Source organism: Sphaerisporangium sp. NPDC005289, from assembly GCF_040607455.1.
GTDB lineage: Bacteria > Actinomycetota > Actinomycetes > Streptosporangiales > Streptosporangiaceae > Sphaerisporangium > Sphaerisporangium rhizosphaerae.
In genome coordinates this window covers 183507-198905 of sequence record NZ_JBEXGS010000006.1, presented here as the reverse complement: position 1 = coordinate 198905, position 15399 = coordinate 183507, and the positions used below count along the sequence as shown (strand labels likewise).

The 15399-nt window shown below is 72.1% G+C and carries 15 protein-coding genes; 10 read left to right on the top strand and 5 right to left on the bottom strand.

The annotated features are described in order from the left end of the window. Positions 1–772: 772 nt before the first annotated feature. The gene (locus ABZT47_RS13370; protein ID WP_354840195.1) at positions 773–2362 is read left to right on the top strand and encodes a serine/threonine-protein kinase; all 1590 of its coding nucleotides are present in this window, start codon (positions 773–775) and stop codon (positions 2360–2362) included. Here ABZT47_RS13370 and ychF read toward each other — a convergent pair whose 3' ends face one another. Then, entirely contained in the window at positions 2363–3439 is a 1077-nt protein-coding gene (ychF, locus tag ABZT47_RS13365; protein WP_354840192.1) for a redox-regulated ATPase YchF, read from the bottom strand. It lies immediately after the preceding gene. 74 nt (positions 3440–3513) lie between these two features. Here ychF and rmuC point away from each other — a divergent pair, with 74 nt between their 5' ends. From rmuC to ABZT47_RS13350, 3 genes are read left to right on the top strand one after another with little or no spacing between them, the layout of a single operon-like run. Next, positions 3514–4980, top strand: a complete 1467-nt coding sequence (gene rmuC, locus ABZT47_RS13360; protein WP_354840189.1) for a DNA recombination protein RmuC — start codon at positions 3514–3516, stop codon at positions 4978–4980. A gap of 45 nt (positions 4981–5025) precedes the next feature. Further along, positions 5026–5559 (top strand): DUF6542 domain-containing protein, encoded by a 534-nt coding sequence (locus ABZT47_RS13355; protein WP_354840186.1) that lies wholly within the window; start codon positions 5026–5028, stop codon positions 5557–5559. 2 nt (positions 5560–5561) lie between these two features. Beyond that, positions 5562–6095, top strand: coding sequence for a hypothetical protein (locus ABZT47_RS13350; RefSeq protein ID WP_354840183.1), 534 nt, complete (start codon positions 5562–5564; stop codon positions 6093–6095). Between the two features lie 27 nt (positions 6096–6122). Here ABZT47_RS13350 and ABZT47_RS13345 read toward each other — a convergent pair whose 3' ends face one another. Beyond that, a complete protein-coding gene (locus tag ABZT47_RS13345; protein ID WP_354840181.1) occupies positions 6123–7097 on the bottom strand; it encodes a 4-hydroxy-3-methylbut-2-enyl diphosphate reductase in 975 nt (324 codons plus the stop codon). Positions 7098–7284: 187 nt separating this feature from the next. Between ABZT47_RS13345 and ABZT47_RS13340 the strand changes: the two genes are divergently transcribed. Genes ABZT47_RS13340 through ABZT47_RS13330 form a run of 3 tightly spaced genes read left to right on the top strand, consistent with a single transcriptional unit; the run spans position 7285 to position 10059 of the window. Beyond that, positions 7285–8532 carry a hypothetical protein gene (locus tag ABZT47_RS13340; protein WP_354840178.1) on the top strand — a complete coding sequence of 416 codons (1248 nt, stop codon included), beginning with the start codon at positions 7285–7287 and terminating at the stop codon, positions 8530–8532. Positions 8533–8558: 26 nt separating this feature from the next. Then, positions 8559–9770, top strand: coding sequence for an exodeoxyribonuclease VII large subunit (gene xseA, locus ABZT47_RS13335; RefSeq protein WP_354840176.1), 1212 nt, complete (start codon positions 8559–8561; stop codon positions 9768–9770). Between the two features lie 37 nt (positions 9771–9807). Continuing rightward, a complete protein-coding gene (locus tag ABZT47_RS13330) occupies positions 9808–10059 on the top strand; it encodes an exodeoxyribonuclease VII small subunit (protein WP_354840173.1) in 252 nt (83 codons plus the stop codon). Between the two features lie 176 nt (positions 10060–10235). On the opposite strand, the gene ABZT47_RS13325 is transcribed toward ABZT47_RS13330, so the two are convergent. Both ABZT47_RS13325 and ABZT47_RS13320 read right to left on the bottom strand, forming a co-directional pair. Next, positions 10236–10778 carry a DUF4245 domain-containing protein gene (locus tag ABZT47_RS13325; protein ID WP_354840170.1) on the bottom strand — a complete coding sequence of 181 codons (543 nt, stop codon included), beginning with the start codon at positions 10776–10778 and terminating at the stop codon, positions 10236–10238. 58 nt (positions 10779–10836) lie between these two features. After that, the gene (locus ABZT47_RS13320; protein ID WP_354840167.1) at positions 10837–11433 is read right to left on the bottom strand and encodes a TetR/AcrR family transcriptional regulator; all 597 of its coding nucleotides are present in this window, start codon (positions 11431–11433) and stop codon (positions 10837–10839) included. Between the two features lie 154 nt (positions 11434–11587). Here ABZT47_RS13320 and glpX point away from each other — a divergent pair, with 154 nt between their 5' ends. Further along, positions 11588–12622: a class II fructose-bisphosphatase gene (gene glpX / locus ABZT47_RS13315; RefSeq protein WP_354840165.1), complete on the top strand. Its 1035-nt coding sequence runs from the start codon at positions 11588–11590 to the stop codon at positions 12620–12622. A 44-nt stretch (positions 12623–12666) separates the two neighbouring features. Here glpX and ABZT47_RS13310 read toward each other — a convergent pair whose 3' ends face one another. Continuing rightward, positions 12667–13362: a DUF1707 domain-containing protein gene (locus ABZT47_RS13310; RefSeq protein ID WP_354840162.1), complete on the bottom strand. Its 696-nt coding sequence runs from the start codon at positions 13360–13362 to the stop codon at positions 12667–12669. A 193-nt stretch (positions 13363–13555) separates the two neighbouring features. Between ABZT47_RS13310 and ABZT47_RS13305 the strand changes: the two genes are divergently transcribed. Both ABZT47_RS13305 and ABZT47_RS13300 read left to right on the top strand, forming a co-directional pair. Beyond that, entirely contained in the window at positions 13556–13957 is a 402-nt protein-coding gene (locus ABZT47_RS13305) for a hypothetical protein (RefSeq protein WP_354840159.1), read from the top strand. A 95-nt stretch (positions 13958–14052) separates the two neighbouring features. Beyond that, positions 14053–15384, top strand: a complete 1332-nt coding sequence (locus ABZT47_RS13300; RefSeq protein ID WP_354840156.1) for an MFS transporter — start codon at positions 14053–14055, stop codon at positions 15382–15384. Positions 15385–15399 lie beyond the last annotated feature (15 nt).

The following is a 15399-nucleotide window of genomic DNA, read 5'->3' as shown; positions in this document are numbered from 1 at the left end:
CCACCCGCCACGGCGTGGCGCACTGCGTCCGCGACCCGGCACGGGGTCAAGGTCCGGGTCGTAGGGCGAGGGAGGGTACGTCGAATGCTCGGGTTCGCCAGCGGTCCGCGGACCGTGCTGGACGTTTGACCTGCGAGCCATCACGCCTCCGCTCGCGCCGATCCCCCCGGCTGGCGCGGTGTCGTCTTACTATCGATCCTGTTATCCATGGTGAAGTATTCACTTTAGCGGCCTCACCAATTGTTCCAGGAAAGCCACGCCCATGGTGCAGGCATCGCCGTAGCAGACCAAGTCGGTCTTCCTCCGGTATCAGGAACGCCACTACCGAGTTCACGCAGGACAGAGTGCCCTTGTTCGTCCGCGAGCCTGGACTCATCTCCCCGACGAGATTCGCATTAAGGACAAAGCTCGCACCTGACAAGAAACCACCGTGAACCGGACATGCTGTGGAGGCATAACCGCTGCTCAGGCAGATGATGGGATCGCGTTCGCCGATCCATGGGGAGGTCGCGAAGTGCCCGCACGCACTGCCTCCCTTCCGCCAGGCCGCCCGCGCGGTCGGGCGCGCGGCGGCACGTACACGGCCGGCGGCCCCGGCGGAGCGCATGACCGACCCAAACACTGGAGAGTACGCGGGGCGCGCCGCCCTGCCGATCACCTGACGGCCACGCCTTACTATCCGCAGGTCACAGGCTCACGCACCGTCAGGCGCGTTTCGTGATGGGTGACGGCCGCACGGCCGATCCCGCTGCCTCGCACTATGTTGCCCTCTGTGGATACGCCATCCCCTCGCTTCCTCGTCGGGCGCTATCGGCTCATCTCCCTCCTCGGCAAGGGAGGCATGGGAACCGTCTGGCTGGCCTCCGACGACCTGCTGCGCCAGCACGTCGCCATCAAAGAGGTGCGGCTGCCGCCCGACCTGGACGAGGGCACGCGCGCCGAACTGCGCGAGCGCACCTTGCGCGAGGCCCGGGCGGCGGCCCGGCTGCGCGCTCACCCTTCGATCGTCACCGTGCACGACATCGTCATCGACGACGAGCGGCCCTGGATCGTCATGGAACTGGTCCAGGGCCGCTCGCTTCACCAGTTGATCCGCGATCACGGACCGCTGCCCCCGCAGTGGGTCGCCGAAATCGGGCTGCGCCTGCTCGACGCCCTCGGCGCCGCCCACAGCTCCGGCGTCCTCCATCGGGACCTCAAGCCGGCCAACATCCTGATCACCGACGAGGGCCGGGTCGTACTCACCGACTTCGGCATCGCCACCCTGTCCGGAGACCCGTCTCTCACCCAGAGCGGCATGCTGACCGGCTCACCGGGGTTCATCGCCCCCGAGCGGCTCAGGGGCGAGGTCGACGGGCCGGCGTCCGATCTCTGGTCGCTCGGCGCCACTCTGTTCACCGCGGTCGAGGGCCATGCCCCCTACTCGCGGGAGAATCCGACGGCCGTGCTCGCCGCCGTGCTCATGCAGGAACCCCATCCGATGAGGCGAGCCGGGCCCCTCACGCCCGTTCTGGCCGGCCTGCTCGAAAAGGATCCCGCTCGGCGGGCCTCCGGCGACCAGGCGATCCGGCAGCTACGGCCCGTCGCGGCCGGCGCCGCGCCACCGCCCATGCACCTCCCCAGGCCCGGCGGTCCGCCTCACGGAATCCCGGCAGGCCCGGCGATGCCTTCCGGGCAGGGCAGCGGCGTCCCGACCACCCAACCCTCTTCGAGCTCCGTGCCACCCCGACGGCCGACGCCGCGCGGCAAGTCGGTGCTTCTGGGATCGATACTCGCGGTGGTCATGGTCAGCGCGGCCGGGGTCGCGACCCGCGGCGTGTGGCTGAAGACGCCGACGACGACGCCGAGAGGAAACACCGCCGTGCCAAAGAGCTCCGCGGCGCGCTCGTCCCCAGTCCAGGCCGAGAAGGGCCTGTACAAGGGAGACCCGGAGGCCTGCTCGCTGCTGACCGCCCAGCAGGCCGGGCGGCTCCTCGGCACTCCGGTGAAACGCCAGTTCCAGACCCACGGTTCCTGCATGTGGATAAGGGAGGACATCGGGGTCTTCGTCAATCTGACGCTGATCCGCTCAGCGACATCGGACTTCGCCCACTCGTTCTTCGCCGCCACGCGCACCAGCATGGCGGAAGAGCCGAGAAGAAACCCTGGGACGCGGGTCCGCCAGGGACCGCCCGTGGGCGACGAGGCCTTCAGCTACACCCGAGGCGAGGTCATCGTCAGCACCCACATCTACCGGACGCAGGTCCTCTTCCGTAAGGACAACATGACGGCCGTCGTGTACCTCACGCTGCGCACGCCCGGGTACCGCCGTCCCGACCTGGCCGCGACGTGGATGGCGGACAACCTGGAGTCATATCGATGACTACACGTTAAAGCGGAACTCCACCACGTCGCCGTCGCGCATGACGTAGTCCTTGCCCTCGATGCGGGCCTTGCCCGCCGAGCGGGCGGCGGGCATCGAGCCGGCCTCGACCAGGTCGTCGAAGGAGATGACCTCGGCCTTGATGAACCCGCGCTGGAAGTCGGTGTGGATGACCCCGGCGGCCTCGGGGGCCGTGGCGCCCTTGCGGATCGTCCAGGCCCGGGTCTCCTTCGGCCCGGCCGTCAGGTAGGTCTGCAGGCCGAGCGTCTCGAAGCCCACGCGGGCGAGCTGGGTGAGGCCCGACTCCTCCTGGCCCACCGACTGCAGCAGTTCGAGTGCCTCGTCGTCGGGCAGCTCGACCAGCTCGGACTCGATCTTGGCGTCCAGGAACACCGCCTCGGCCGGGGCCACCACCTGCGACAGGCGGGCGCGCAGCCCCTCGTCGGCGAGTTCGTCGGAGTCGAGGTTGAACACGTACAGGAACGGCTTGGCCGTCAGCAGGTGCAGCTCGCGCAGGTCGGTGAGGTCCATGCCGGAGGCGTACAGCGTCGTGCCGCCGTCCAGGACCTTGGAGGCGGCCTCGGCGGCCTCCAGGACGGCCTTGCGGTCTTTGTTGGTCCGCGACTCCTTGGTGAGCCGCGGCAGGGCCTTCTCGATGGTCTGCAGGTCGGCCAGGATGAGCTCGGTGTTGATCGTCTCGATGTCGCGGCTCGGGGAGATGTCGCCGTCGACGTGCGTGACGTCGGGGTCGGTGAAGACCCGGATCACCTGGCAGATCGCGTCGGTCTCGCGGATGTTGGCCAGGAACTGGTTGCCCCGCCCCTGCCCGACCGAGGCGCCCTTGACCAGGCCCGCGATGTCGACGAACTCGACCTTCGCCGGGATGATCTTGACGGATGAGTAGATCTCGGCCAGTGCGGCCAGCCGGGAGTCCGGCACGCCGACGATGCCCACGTTGGGCTCGATCGTGGCGAACGGGTAGTTCGCCGCGAGGGCGTTGCCGCTCTTGGTCAGCGCGTTGAAAAGCGTGGACTTGCCGACGTTGGGCAGGCCGACGATGCCGATGCTCAAGCTCACGTTCGCCGAGTTTACGGTGCCCCGGCGCCGTTCCTGACACCCGTGGGGGCGATGGGCCTGGAATCATGCGGAAGATGGACGTGATGGCACTCGCCTTCCAGCTGGCGGTGGGGCTGGCCGCCGGGCTGGTCATCGGCTTCGCCCTCGCCCGGTCGCGGGCGGCCGCCCGGCTGGCCGGCGCCGAGAGCCGGCTCGCGCTGGCCGAGGCCCGCGCGCAGGCCGCCGACGAGAAGGTCGCCTACGTCGAGGAGCAGATGACCCAGCGCTTCCAGTCGCTGTCCAACCGGGCGCTGGACGTCAACAACCTGCGCTTCCTGGAGCTGGCCGAGAGCCGGTTCGCCGCCTCCAGGGCCGACGCCGCGGGCGACCTGGAGCAGCGCAGGCAGGCCGTCGAGAATCTGGTCGCCCCACTGCGCGAGACCCTGGCCAAGGTGCAGGAGCAGCTCCGCGAGAGCGAGACGGGGCAGCGGGTGGCGCAGGCCGAGCTGGGCAAGCAGATGGAGTTCGTACGGCACAGCTCCGAGCAGCTCAAGGCGCAGACCGGCGCCCTGGTGCGCGCCCTGCGCCGCCCTGAGGCGCGTGGGCGCTGGGGCGAACTGCAACTGCGGCGGGTCGCCGAGATCGCGGGCATGGCGCGGTTCTGCGACTTCGACGAGCAGGCGTCCGCCGTGACCGCCGACGGCGTCGTGCGGCCGGACATGGTGGTCCGCCTGGCGGGCGGCAAGAACATCGTCGTCGACTCCAAGGTGTCCCTGGCCGCCTATCTGGAGGCCGCGGAGGCCGCCGAGGCGGGGGCGCAGGAGGTCAGGCTGGACGCGCACGCCCGCCATCTGCGCGACCACGTCGACCGGCTGGCCGCCAAGACGTACTGGCAGGCGTTCAGCCCGGCCCCCGAGTTCGTGGTGCTGTTCATCCCCGGCGAGGCGTTCCTGGCCCCTGCGCTCGAGCGCGACCCGGGGCTGCTGGAGTACGCCATGCGCAGGCGCGTGCACATCGCCACCCCGACGACGCTGATCACCATGCTGCGCACCGCCCAGTACGCCTGGCAGCAACAGGCGCTGAGCGAGAACGCCCGCGCGGTGTTCGACCTGGGCAAGGAGCTGTACGAGCGGCTCGGGGCGCTCGGCCGCAACGTCGACGCGGTGGGCAAGGCGCTCGGCCGGGCCGTCGTGGCCTACAACAAGACCGTCGGCTCGCTGGAGGGCCGCGTGCTCGTCACGGCGCGCAGGCTGAACGACCTGGGCGTGGTCGACGCCCCCCTCCCCCAGCCCGACCTGGTGGAGGACCTCCCCCGCACCCCCTCCATGCCCGAGCTCATCGGCGAGGAGCCCTTCCCCGGCGAAGCGGACGCGTCCCCCGACGGAGAACCGGAAGACGAGACCGGAATGCCCGGCGACGGCGGGCCGGCGGGTGAGGGAATGACGCGGAGGGACGGCGGGCAGGGACGGGAGGCAGAGACGCCGCCAGCCGCTGGTGAAGAGACGGCAAGCACGTTCCCGGCCCCTCGCCTGAACGGTAAGTTGACGCGAGACTTGTCATGAGGCTGGCCGGAGCGGCCGTGGGGCCCGGGCCCGGAGGGGGCGGCGGTGGTGGCACAGGAGCGAGCGCGACCAGGGGTCAGGCTGACCGCCCGCGGTGCCGTGGCGCTCATTTTCGTCGCGACGCTCGCCTCCCGGCCGACCGGGTCGATGCTGGTCATCGGGCTGGTCTTCTGCGCCGCGTGCCTGGCCGCCGTCCTGCTCGTCCAGCCGCGTGACCTGCTCGCGCTGGTGGTCGCCCCGCCGCTGGTGTTCTTCGCCGCCACCCTGGTGAGCGCCCTGTTCGGCGGGTTCGGCGCGCCGTCGCTGCTCCAGGCGCTCGGTCTCGGCCTGTTCACCGGGCTGTCGGCCGCCGCGCCGTGGCTGTTCGGCGGCTCCGCGCTCGTGCTGGCCGTCGCCTGGTTCCGTGGGCTGCCCGACAACGTCAGCGAGCTGCGCGCCGAGCTGCGGGCCGGCCGCTCCACCTCCGCGGCCGGAGCTCCCCGCCGGGCGAGGCCGGGCGCCGAGCAGGGCTACGTCCCCGAGCCCGAGGGCTATTTCGAGCCCCGCGTGTACGGCACGCCACGAGAGCCCGAGGCCTGACCGTGCGCGGGCGCCCGGCCGGGGTCATCGCCGTGGACGGGCCGTCGGGGTCGGGCAAGACGACGCTGGGCGGCGCGCTCGCCGGCGAGCTGGGCGCCACCCTCGTCCACATGGACGACCTGTACCCGGGCTGGGACGGGCTGCTCGGCGGCGCCGATCGGCTCGTCCGGTGGATCCTGCGCCCGCGCGCCGAGGGCCGTCCCGCCCGTTGGCGGCGCTACGACTGGACGCGGGGCGCGTACGCCGAGTGGCACGAGGTGCCCTCGCCGTCGCCGCTGGTGGTCGAGGGCGCCGGCGCGGGGTCCGTGGCCGCCGCGCCGTACCTCTCGCGGCTGATCTGGGTGGAGGCCCCGCCCGAGGTGCGCCGCACGCGGGCGCTGAGCCGCGACGGCGAGGCCTACCGCCCGCACTGGGAGCGCTGGGCCCGCCAGGAACGGGCCTACTTCGCCGCCGACCGCGTGCGCGACCGCGCCGACCTGGTCATCGACACCTCGCTGGTGCCCGACGCGCTGGGCGCCGTCCTCGGCACCCGCTGACCCGCCTGCGGGAGGTGGAAAGGGCCGTCAGCGGGAGGCGGCGGGACGCAGGTCGCGGCGCAGCTCGTGGGGCAGGGCGAAGCGGACGTTCTCGGGGACCGACTCGACCTCCTCGACGTCGCCGAAGCCGCGCTCGGCCAGCCGGGCCAGCACGCCCTCGACCAGCTCTTCGGGCACCGAGGCGCCGCTGGTGACGCCGACCGTGGTGACGCCCTCCAGCCAGGCGTCCTGGATGAAGGAGGCGTTGTCCACCAGGTAGGAGGCGTCGGCTCCGGCGTCCTTGGCGACCTCGACCAGGCGCTTGGAGTTGGAGGAGTTGGTGGAGCCGACGACGATGACGAGCTGCGCCTCGCGCGCGATCTCCTTGACAGCGACCTGGCGGTTCTGCGTGGCGTAACAGATGTCGTCGCTCGGCGGGTCGATGAGGTTCGGGAAGCGCTCGCGCAGACGGGTCACCGTCTCGTTGGTCTCGTCGACCGACAGCGTGGTCTGGGACAGCCAGACGAGCCGCTCGGGGTCGCGCACCTGGACCCGGCCGACCCCGTCGAGGCCGTCGACGAGCTGGATGTGCTCGGGGGCCTCACCCGCGGTGCCCTCGACCTCCTCGTGGCCCTCGTGGCCGATGAGCAGGATGTCGTAGTCCTTGGCGGCGAAGCGCTTGGCCTCGTTGTGGACCTTGGTGACCAGCGGGCAGGTGGCGTCGATCGTCTTCAGCGACCGCCGGGCGGCCTCCTCGTGGACGGCCGGGGCCACGCCGTGGGCGGAGAAGACGACGATGGCGCCCTCGGGGACCTCCTCGGTCTCCTCCACGAAGACCGCGCCGCGCTCTTCGAGCGTCTTGACGACGTGGGTGTTGTGCACGATCTGCTTACGGACGTAGATGGGGGCGCCGTAGCGTTCCAGAGCCTTCTCGACGGCCTGCACGGCGCGGTCGACCCCCGCGCAGTAACCGCGTGGCTTGGCCACCAGGACACGTCGGCTCGCAGAGGTCTCCGAAATCATGTGCTCATGGTATGTGCTCTCGCCGTCCTGGGTGGCCGTGGGCCCGGGTTCCGGCGGCACGCACGGTATATCTGCTTTCCTATGCTTGGGTGCGTGTGCGACGGCCCTGTCCGTCCGCCCCTTGACCTCATGCGGTCCAGTCCGATCAGACTGGTCGTCCAATATCAGACCCTCTGAGGGAGCCGGCATGTCACTGACCGACATCGTCCGCACCATAGCCAAAAACGTCCGGCAAACCGTCACAGACCCCCGGGAACTCAAGGAGAAGGCCAAGGACCTGCCGCTCAACGTGCTGCAGACCGCGCTCAGCGGAGTCGGGCAGGCCCTGATGCTGGGCGACCGCGTCCGCACCGGCATCAAGCGGCTCATCAGCGACGACGACAAGGCCGCCGCCGACGAGCGGGCCTCCGGCGTGACCTCCCCGCAGGTCGTCATGGACGAGCGCGAGGAGCGGGAGGAGAAGCCCGCCAGGCGCGAGCCGGTCATCTTCGCCCCCCGGCCCAGGGTGTCCGCCGACCACCAGAACGGCGCGGCCGCCAAGCCCTCGGACGGCGCCGCCACCACGGCCCCGGCCACGGCCGCGTCCGTGGCTCCCGCCGAGGCCGCGCCCCCGGCTCCCGTCGCGAAGCCCGCCGCCGGGACTCCTGCCCCGGCCGCCGCGGAACCGGCCGCCGCCGAGCCCGCCACGGAGCCCGCCACGGAGCCCGCCACGGAGCCCGCCACCGCGGAGTCCGCTGTCACCGAGCCCGCTGCCACGCCCGCGGAACCCGCCGCCGCCACCGCCGAGCCCGCCGTCGCCCCTGAGCCGGCCGCTGCTCCGGAACCCGCCGCCGCCACCGCCGAGCCCGCCGTCGTGCCCGAGCCCGCGGCGCCCGCCGCGCCCGCCGGTGTCACGGCCGAGCCCGCGGCCGAGGCGCCCGCCGCGCCCGCGAAGCGCGCGTCCCGGGCCGCCGCCAAGCCCCGCACGGCCGCGTCCGCCGCGAAGGCCGGGACCTCCCCCGCCGAGCCCAAGCCCAGGGCCACCAGGACTACCAAGGCCGCCAAGGCCGCACAGAGCGCCGAGAGCACCGAGAGCACCGAGAGCACGGCCACCGGCGAGGCCGCCGCGCCCAAGCCGCGGGCGCCCAAGCCGCGGGCGCCCAAGCCGCGGGCGCGCAGGACCAAGACCGCGGAAGGCAAGCTCGCCGACGCGGTGACCACCACCGCCGCCGACGTCACCTCTACGGCGCCTTCCCCGGCCGGCGACACGCCGACGCTCGCCGAGCCGATGCCCGGCTACTCCGAGATGACCATGGCCTCGCTGCGCGCCCGGCTCCGCGGCAAGTCCGCCGACCAGATCCGGTCGCTGATCGAGTACGAGCGGCAGACCGCCGCGCGGGACGACATCGTGCAGATGTACGCCAAGCGCCTGGCGAAGCTCGAAGCGGCCGAATAGCCGAGGACGGTTTGTAGGCTGCCCGCATGACGGCCAAGACCTCACCCGAGCAGCCACTGCCGATCCGGTCGGTGCTGCAGATGGTGGCCCAGTGGATCGGCAAGCTCGGCACCGTGTGGGCCGAGGGGCAGATCACCGAGCTGTCGTCGCGTGGCGGCACGGTGTTCCTGACCTTGCGCGATCCGGTGGCCAACGTGTCGGCGCGCGTGACCTGCCCGCGCAACGTCTACGAGGCGACCGTCCCCCGGCCGGTGGACGGCGCGCGGGTCGTTGTGCTCGTCAAACCGGACTTCTGGGTCAACCGGGGCTCCTTCGCGTTCACCGCCCTGGAGATCCGTCCCGTGGGCATCGGCGAGCTGCTGGCCCGGCTCGAGCGGCTGCGGCAGGTCATCGTCGCCGAGGGCCTGGCCAACGCCGAACGCAAGCGCCGCCTGCCCTTCCTGCCCGGCACCATCGGCCTGATCTGCGGGCGCGACTCGGCGGCCGAGCGCGACGTGCTGGAGAACGCCCGCCGCCGCTGGCCCGCCGTGCGGTTCAAGGTCGAGGCCGTCGCCGTCCAGGGGCCGTACGCCGTGGGCGAGGTCACCGAGGCGCTGCGCAGGTTCGACCTCGACCGCGAGATCGACGTGATCATCATCGCGCGGGGCGGCGGCTCCCTGGAGGACCTGCTGCCGTTCTCCGACGAGTCTCTGGTGCGCGCCGTCTCCGCCTGCCGCACGCCGGTGGTGAGCGCCATCGGCCACGAGCAGGACAATCCCCTGGTGGACCTGGTCGCCGACGTGCGCGCCTCGACGCCGACCGACGCCGCCAAGAAGGTCGTCCCGGACGTCGGCGAGCAGCTCACCCTGGTGCGCCAGCTTCGCGACCGGGGGCGGCGCGTGGTGGGCGGCCGGCTCGACCGCGAGCTGTCCTGGGTGGCGGCACTGCGGTCCCGTCCCTCGCTGGCCGACCCGGTCCGCGAGGTCGAGCGCCGGGCGGAGCAGGTGGAGGGCCTTCGCGACCGGGCGCGCCGCTGCCTCACCTCCTCCCTCGACCGGGCCGAGGACTCCCTGGAGCACCTGCGGGCCCGCCTCGTCGCGCTGTCGCCCGCCGCGACGCTCGAACGGGGCTACGCCATCGTGCAACTGCCCTCCGGCGACGTCGTACGGCAGGCGGCGGGCCTGACGTCCGGAGACGGGCTGAGCCTGCGCTTCTCCGACGGCCGGGTCGAGGTCACCGTGGACAAGCCCGCCACCTGACCGGCCGGCGGGTCCGGATGCCCATAGGGTGGGACCCGTGGCTGAGGAGAAAGACGGGACGCCGTCGTACGAGCAGGCCCGCGAGGAGCTGACCGAGGTCGTGCGGCGCCTGGAGGCCGGCGGCCTCACCCTGGAGCAGTCGATCGAGCTGTGGGAACGGGGCGAGAAGCTCGCCGCCATCTGCGAGGAGTGGCTGCAGGGCGCGCGGGTCAGGCTGGCCGCGGCCATGGCCCGTCGCGAGGCCCCCGAGTCCCAGGCGGAGGCGGAGGCGGAGAACACCCCCTTCTGAGGCGAGGGCTCGGCTCCCCTTCTGAGGCAGGGCTCGGCTCGCCTCCCGAGGCGGGGTCCGGCTTCCCTTCCGCCGCAGGGATCAGCTCGCCTTCCGAGGCAGGGTCCGGCTTCCCTTCCGGCGCAGGAATCAGCTCGCCTTCCGAGGCGAGGTTCGGCCCCCTTTCGAGGGAGGGCTCAGCTCGCCGTGGGGGTGGCGGTGATCTTGGGTTGCGCCTTGAGGGAGCCCGCGAGCTGTGTCAGCTCGTCCCAGTCGGCCAGACCGGTGACCACGACGGTCACGCCCGGCTGGACGAGCACGAGCGAGCGCTGCTTCTTGTCCGGGCGGTAGCGCTCCTGCCAGGTCTGGCCGCCGATCTGCCGGCTTCCCGTGCTCTTGTCGGTGTTGGCCAGCCGGCTCGCGAACGCCTCGCCGGGCTCGTCGCTCTGGGCGAGCAGGGCGTGCGAGCGCTTGGCGGTGGCGAACCCCAGCCGCCAGGTGACGTGCCCCTTCTGGTCGACCTCGGAGCTGTTGGGCACCCAGCCGGCCGGCACCGGGTCGGGCACCCGCACCTCGTACGGGGCGACGCGGCGGAGGTTGGCGACGGTGATCGTGTAGTCCACCCGCGGGATGTGCTCTTCGCGGCTCTGGGGCGCTATGAGCAGGAAGATGCCCACGATCGCCAGGCAGAAGAGCACGGCGAACGCGTACCCGTAGAACCCTTGGGTGAATCGGCGCACAGCCAGGGAGAATACCGGCCGCGGCGGGCGCCCCCCGACTCAGCCCGCGCGGCGCGGGCTACGGGCGCGGGATCTGCCCGATGATCGCCAGGACCTCCTCGGAGAACTTCCGCGCCGCGGCGACGTCCTGCGAGAGCACGACCTCCGACACCGCGGCGGCCAGGGCGCCGGTCACCACGATGACCAGGGGGCCCTTGTCCTCCTCGAAGAGGGCGGCGTTGCGGCGCGCCCATTGGCGCATGCGGTCGCGCATGATCACCTCGAAGCCGGGCGGCCCGTCCCCGCGCAGGAACAGCGCGGCCAGCTCGCGCTCGTCGAAGCAGCCCTCCAGATAGGCGCGGGCGCCGGAGATGAACAGCCGCATCGGGTCGGTCTCGCCGTCGCCGCGGGCGGCCTGGACGGCCTGCTTGGTGCGCTGCGTCTGACGGCCCTGGAACTCCTCGAACAGGGTCAGGTAGAGATCGGCCTTGCCGGAGAAGTGGTGATAGAGGCTGCCGACACTGGCCCCCGCGCGGGAGACGACATCGGTGACCCCCGCGTCGGCGAAGCCCCGTGTGACGAAGATCTCTCTGGCGGCGTCCAGGAGCGCGCCTCGCGTGGCGGCGCCGCGTTCGGAGGTGCGCACAGTCACCGGTCGTTCCGTGTCGCTGCTCATGCGGTGACAGTATCCCTCCGTCGGCCGCCGAAGGGGGACAACTACGATCGTGACGGCGTCCGCATCACGACGCCTGGATTAGACGGCGGGGAACCTGGTAGGTCCACTACAGGGCGTCCCGATCGCCATCATCCAACTCAGAGGGGCTCGCACCATGTCGGAAGAGACGTCCGTACCCGCCGCGCTGGCCACCGAGGAGCGCGCGCCCGATCGCAACCTGGCCCTTGAGCTGGTCCGCGTGACCGAGGCCGCCGCGATGGCCGGGGCCCGCTGGGTCGGCCGAGGGGACAAGAACGGCGCCGACGGCGCGGCGGTCAACGCGATGCGTCAGCTCATCAACACCGTCTCCATGGACGGCACCGTGGTCATCGGCGAAGGCGAGAAGGACAACGCGCCGATGCTCTACAACGGCGAGAGGGTGGGCGACGGCAGCGGCGCCGAGTGCGACGTGGCGGTCGACCCGATCGACGGCACGCGGCTGACCGCACTAGGAATGCCGAACGCGATCTCGGTGATCGCGGTGAGCCCGCGCGGGTCGATGTACGACCCGTCGGCGGTGTTCTACATGGACAAGCTGGTGACCGGCCCGGAGGCCGCCGACGCGGTGGACATCGACGCGCCCGTGGCCGCGAACGTCGCCGCCGTCGCCCGGGCCAAGGGCTGCTCGCGGTCGGACGTCACGGTGGTCCTCCTCGACCGGCCCCGGCACGAGCGGCTGGCCAAGGAGGTCCGCGACACCGGGGCGCGCATCAAGTTCATCACCGACGGCGACGTGGCCGGCGCGATCATGGCGGCCCGCCGGGACACCGGCGTCGACCTGATGCTCGGCGTCGGCGGCACCCCCGAGGGCATCATCGCGGCCTGCGCCCTGAAGTGCCTGGGCGGGGTGATCCAGGGCAAGCTGTGGCCGCGGGACGACGACGAGCGCCGCCGGGCGCTGGAGGCCGGGCACGACCTGAACCGCGTGCTCACCACCGACGACCTGGTGACCTCCGACGATGTGTTCTTCGCCGCCTCGGGCATCACCGACGGCGAGCTGATGGGCGGGGTCCGCTATCGCGGCGGGGTCGCCGTCACCCACTCGCTGGTCATGCGCGGCAGGTCGGGCACGGTGCGCAAGGTCGAGAGCGAGCACCAGCTCTGGAAGCTCCGGGCCTACAGCGCGATCAACTTCGACACCGCCACCTGATCACCGGCCGCCCGCCGTCCGCCGCGCTACGGCCTGCGGCGCCGCTACGGCCTGCGGCGGCGCGCCCAGCCGCGTCTCGGCGGCCTGGGCGACTTGGCCACGACGTTGCCCATCATGATCACGCCGGTGACCTCGATGACGGGTGCGTCCAGCGCGGTCGTCTCGGGCACCTGGTTCCGCTTCCCGCCGACGACCGCCGAGGCCGGGATGACCACCCGCACGCCCTCGGGGACGATCAGCGTGAGCGTGGCGCCGACGACGGTGGCCTGCACGGTGATGTGGCTGCTCTGCAGCAGCGCCTCGCGCAGGTCCAGCGTGACGCCGCTGCCGACGGCCGTGACCGAGTAGTGCGAGGGGACCACCCAGCGCCCCTCGCGCTGTTCCGAGCGGAACAGCGCCATCACCGGACGCCCGTCGGCGCGCAGCGGCTGCAGGTGCTCGGGCAGCAGGTCGGCGGTGAGGACGGCCAGCTCGCCGAGCGTGCGGGCGGCGAACACCGCCTCGACGCGCTCCTCGTGCTCGTCGTGGGTGAGCCTGCCGTCGGCGACGGCGTCGCGCAGCACGGTGACCACGCGTTCGCGGTCGTCGTCGGACGCCCTGAGTTCCTGGGGCGCGGGCCCGCCGGCGTTGGACCGGCCGGCGGCGATGAAACCCGCCAGCAGTTGCCGCAGCACGGGAGCCCCCTGCTGCTGCCAGCGGCCGTTCCAACGGTCGTAGTGCGCTCCGCGCTCGGCTTCCACGCCTCGACACTAACTCCCGAGCCGACCCCGGACCTACCCCTCACCACAGGTCACCTGGAGGAACACGGCCGGGGAAAAGCACATTGAGCCGTGAGATCAGTCAGAATCGTACCTCGGCCCTGTTCAGGCCGCCTTGCTCCATTGGCGGCCGCCCGTGATGACCGCCGACCCGTCCACGAAGGAGCCGAAAACCGTGAACAACCGGGACGATGCCGCCTTCTGGGCGTGCCCCCACGGGCAGGACGCCCGCCGGGGCTGCGTCGCCTGCTACGAGGACGCGGCCACGCAGGAGCCTGAGGTCCCCATGTGGGACGTCGCCGTGTGGTTCACCTCCCGCCGCCCCATCCCCATCAAGGCCCTGAAGGACGTCCACCGGCACGGCAGCCGTTTCCTGCTGGACAAGCTCTCCGCTCCCTACATCTACCTGCTGACCGGCCACGCCCGCGCCGACCAGGGTGTGCAGGCCGTCGCCGGGCTCGTCGGCTTCCTGGTCCACAACCGGCACGTGGTGGACGAGTTCTCGGTGCAGGAGACGCGAGCGGTGCGCATCTCGCCGTCCCCCGACACCCCCGTGACCGACCGGGTGTGGCCCTGACCTCTGGAGTGGCGTCAACAGACCATTGACCGGCGGGGGACGCGACCGTAGCCTTGGCCAATCTTGAACCCTCCTCATGTTCTTCCGGAGCCGCAGTGCCCACCCCCCGTGACCGGCGTGCGCGCCTTTCCACCTTCGCGGTCTTCTTCGTCCAGGGTCTGACCTTCGCCACTCTGCTCACCCAGGTGGCCCAGCTACAGCAGAAACACCACCTGAGCGACGGCGAACTGTCGATCCTCCTGCTGGTGGTCCCCGTGATCGCGGGCGTCGGCAGCGTGCTCGCCGGCGAGATCGCCAAGCGGTACGGCAGCCGCCGGGTGCTGCGCGCCGCCCAGCCGGCGGCGGGACTCGCCGTGGTGTGCGCCGGCCTGGCGGCCGACGTGCCGCAGCTCGTCGCGGCCAACGTGCTGTTCGGCCTGTGTCTCGGCGCCGTCGACGCCGGCATGAACATGCAGGCCGTCACGGCCGAGCGCAGGTACGGCCGTCCCATCCTCACCGGTTTCCACGCCCTGTGGAGCGCGGCGGCGGTCGTCGGGGCCGGGTGGGCGTCGGTGGGAGGCGCCATGCGGCTGACCCTGCCGGCCATCTTCACCGTCGCCATGGTCGTCGGCGTCGCCATCGCCCTGATCGCCGGCCGCACCCTGTTCACGGCCGAAGAGGAACACGTCGCCACAGCGGCAGGCGACACCGGTCCGGCGGTCGATGCCACGCCGGTCACCGTGGCGGGCGCTGACGCCTTCCCCGCCGCCGTACCGGTCAAGAACGCCGTCCCCGCCGTACCGGTCACGGACGTCGTCCCCGCCGCCGTGGCGGGGAACGGGCGCGCGCGGGCCGCGGGCGGGGTGCGGGTGCCGTGGGGGCCGATCCTGCCGTTGTGCCTGGCGATGGCCTTCCTGTACGTGGGCGACGCGTCGATCTCGAACTTCGGCTCCGTCTACATGGAGAAGATCATGCATGCGACGGCGGCCGTCGTGCCGCTGGCGCTCGGGGCCTACCAGGCGGCCACCTTCGTCGTGCGCGTCGGCGGCGACTTCGCCGTGCGACGGTACGGGCCCGCGGCGATCGTCCGCATCGGCGGCGCGCTCGCCGCGCTCGGCTTCGCCGGGATCGTCGCCGCGCCCGACCAGCCGCTGGCCATCGTGGCTTTCGGCCTCGCCGGGGTCGGCCTGTCGGTGGTGGCCCCGCAGTCCTTCTCGGCCGCCGGACGGCTCGACCCGGCGGGCACGGGCGTCGCCATCGCCCGGGTCAACATGTTCAACTACGTCGGTTTCATCGTGGGAGCCGCCCTCGTCGGCGGCATCGCCGAGGCCGCCGACTACCAGATCGCCTTCGCCGCCCCCCTGGTCCTCGCCACCGCCATCATCGCCCTCGCCCGAGGCTTCCACCCCAAAGCCCCCCATCCGGCACCCCAACCCACCGAAGCCTGATCACCCGACTCTCGG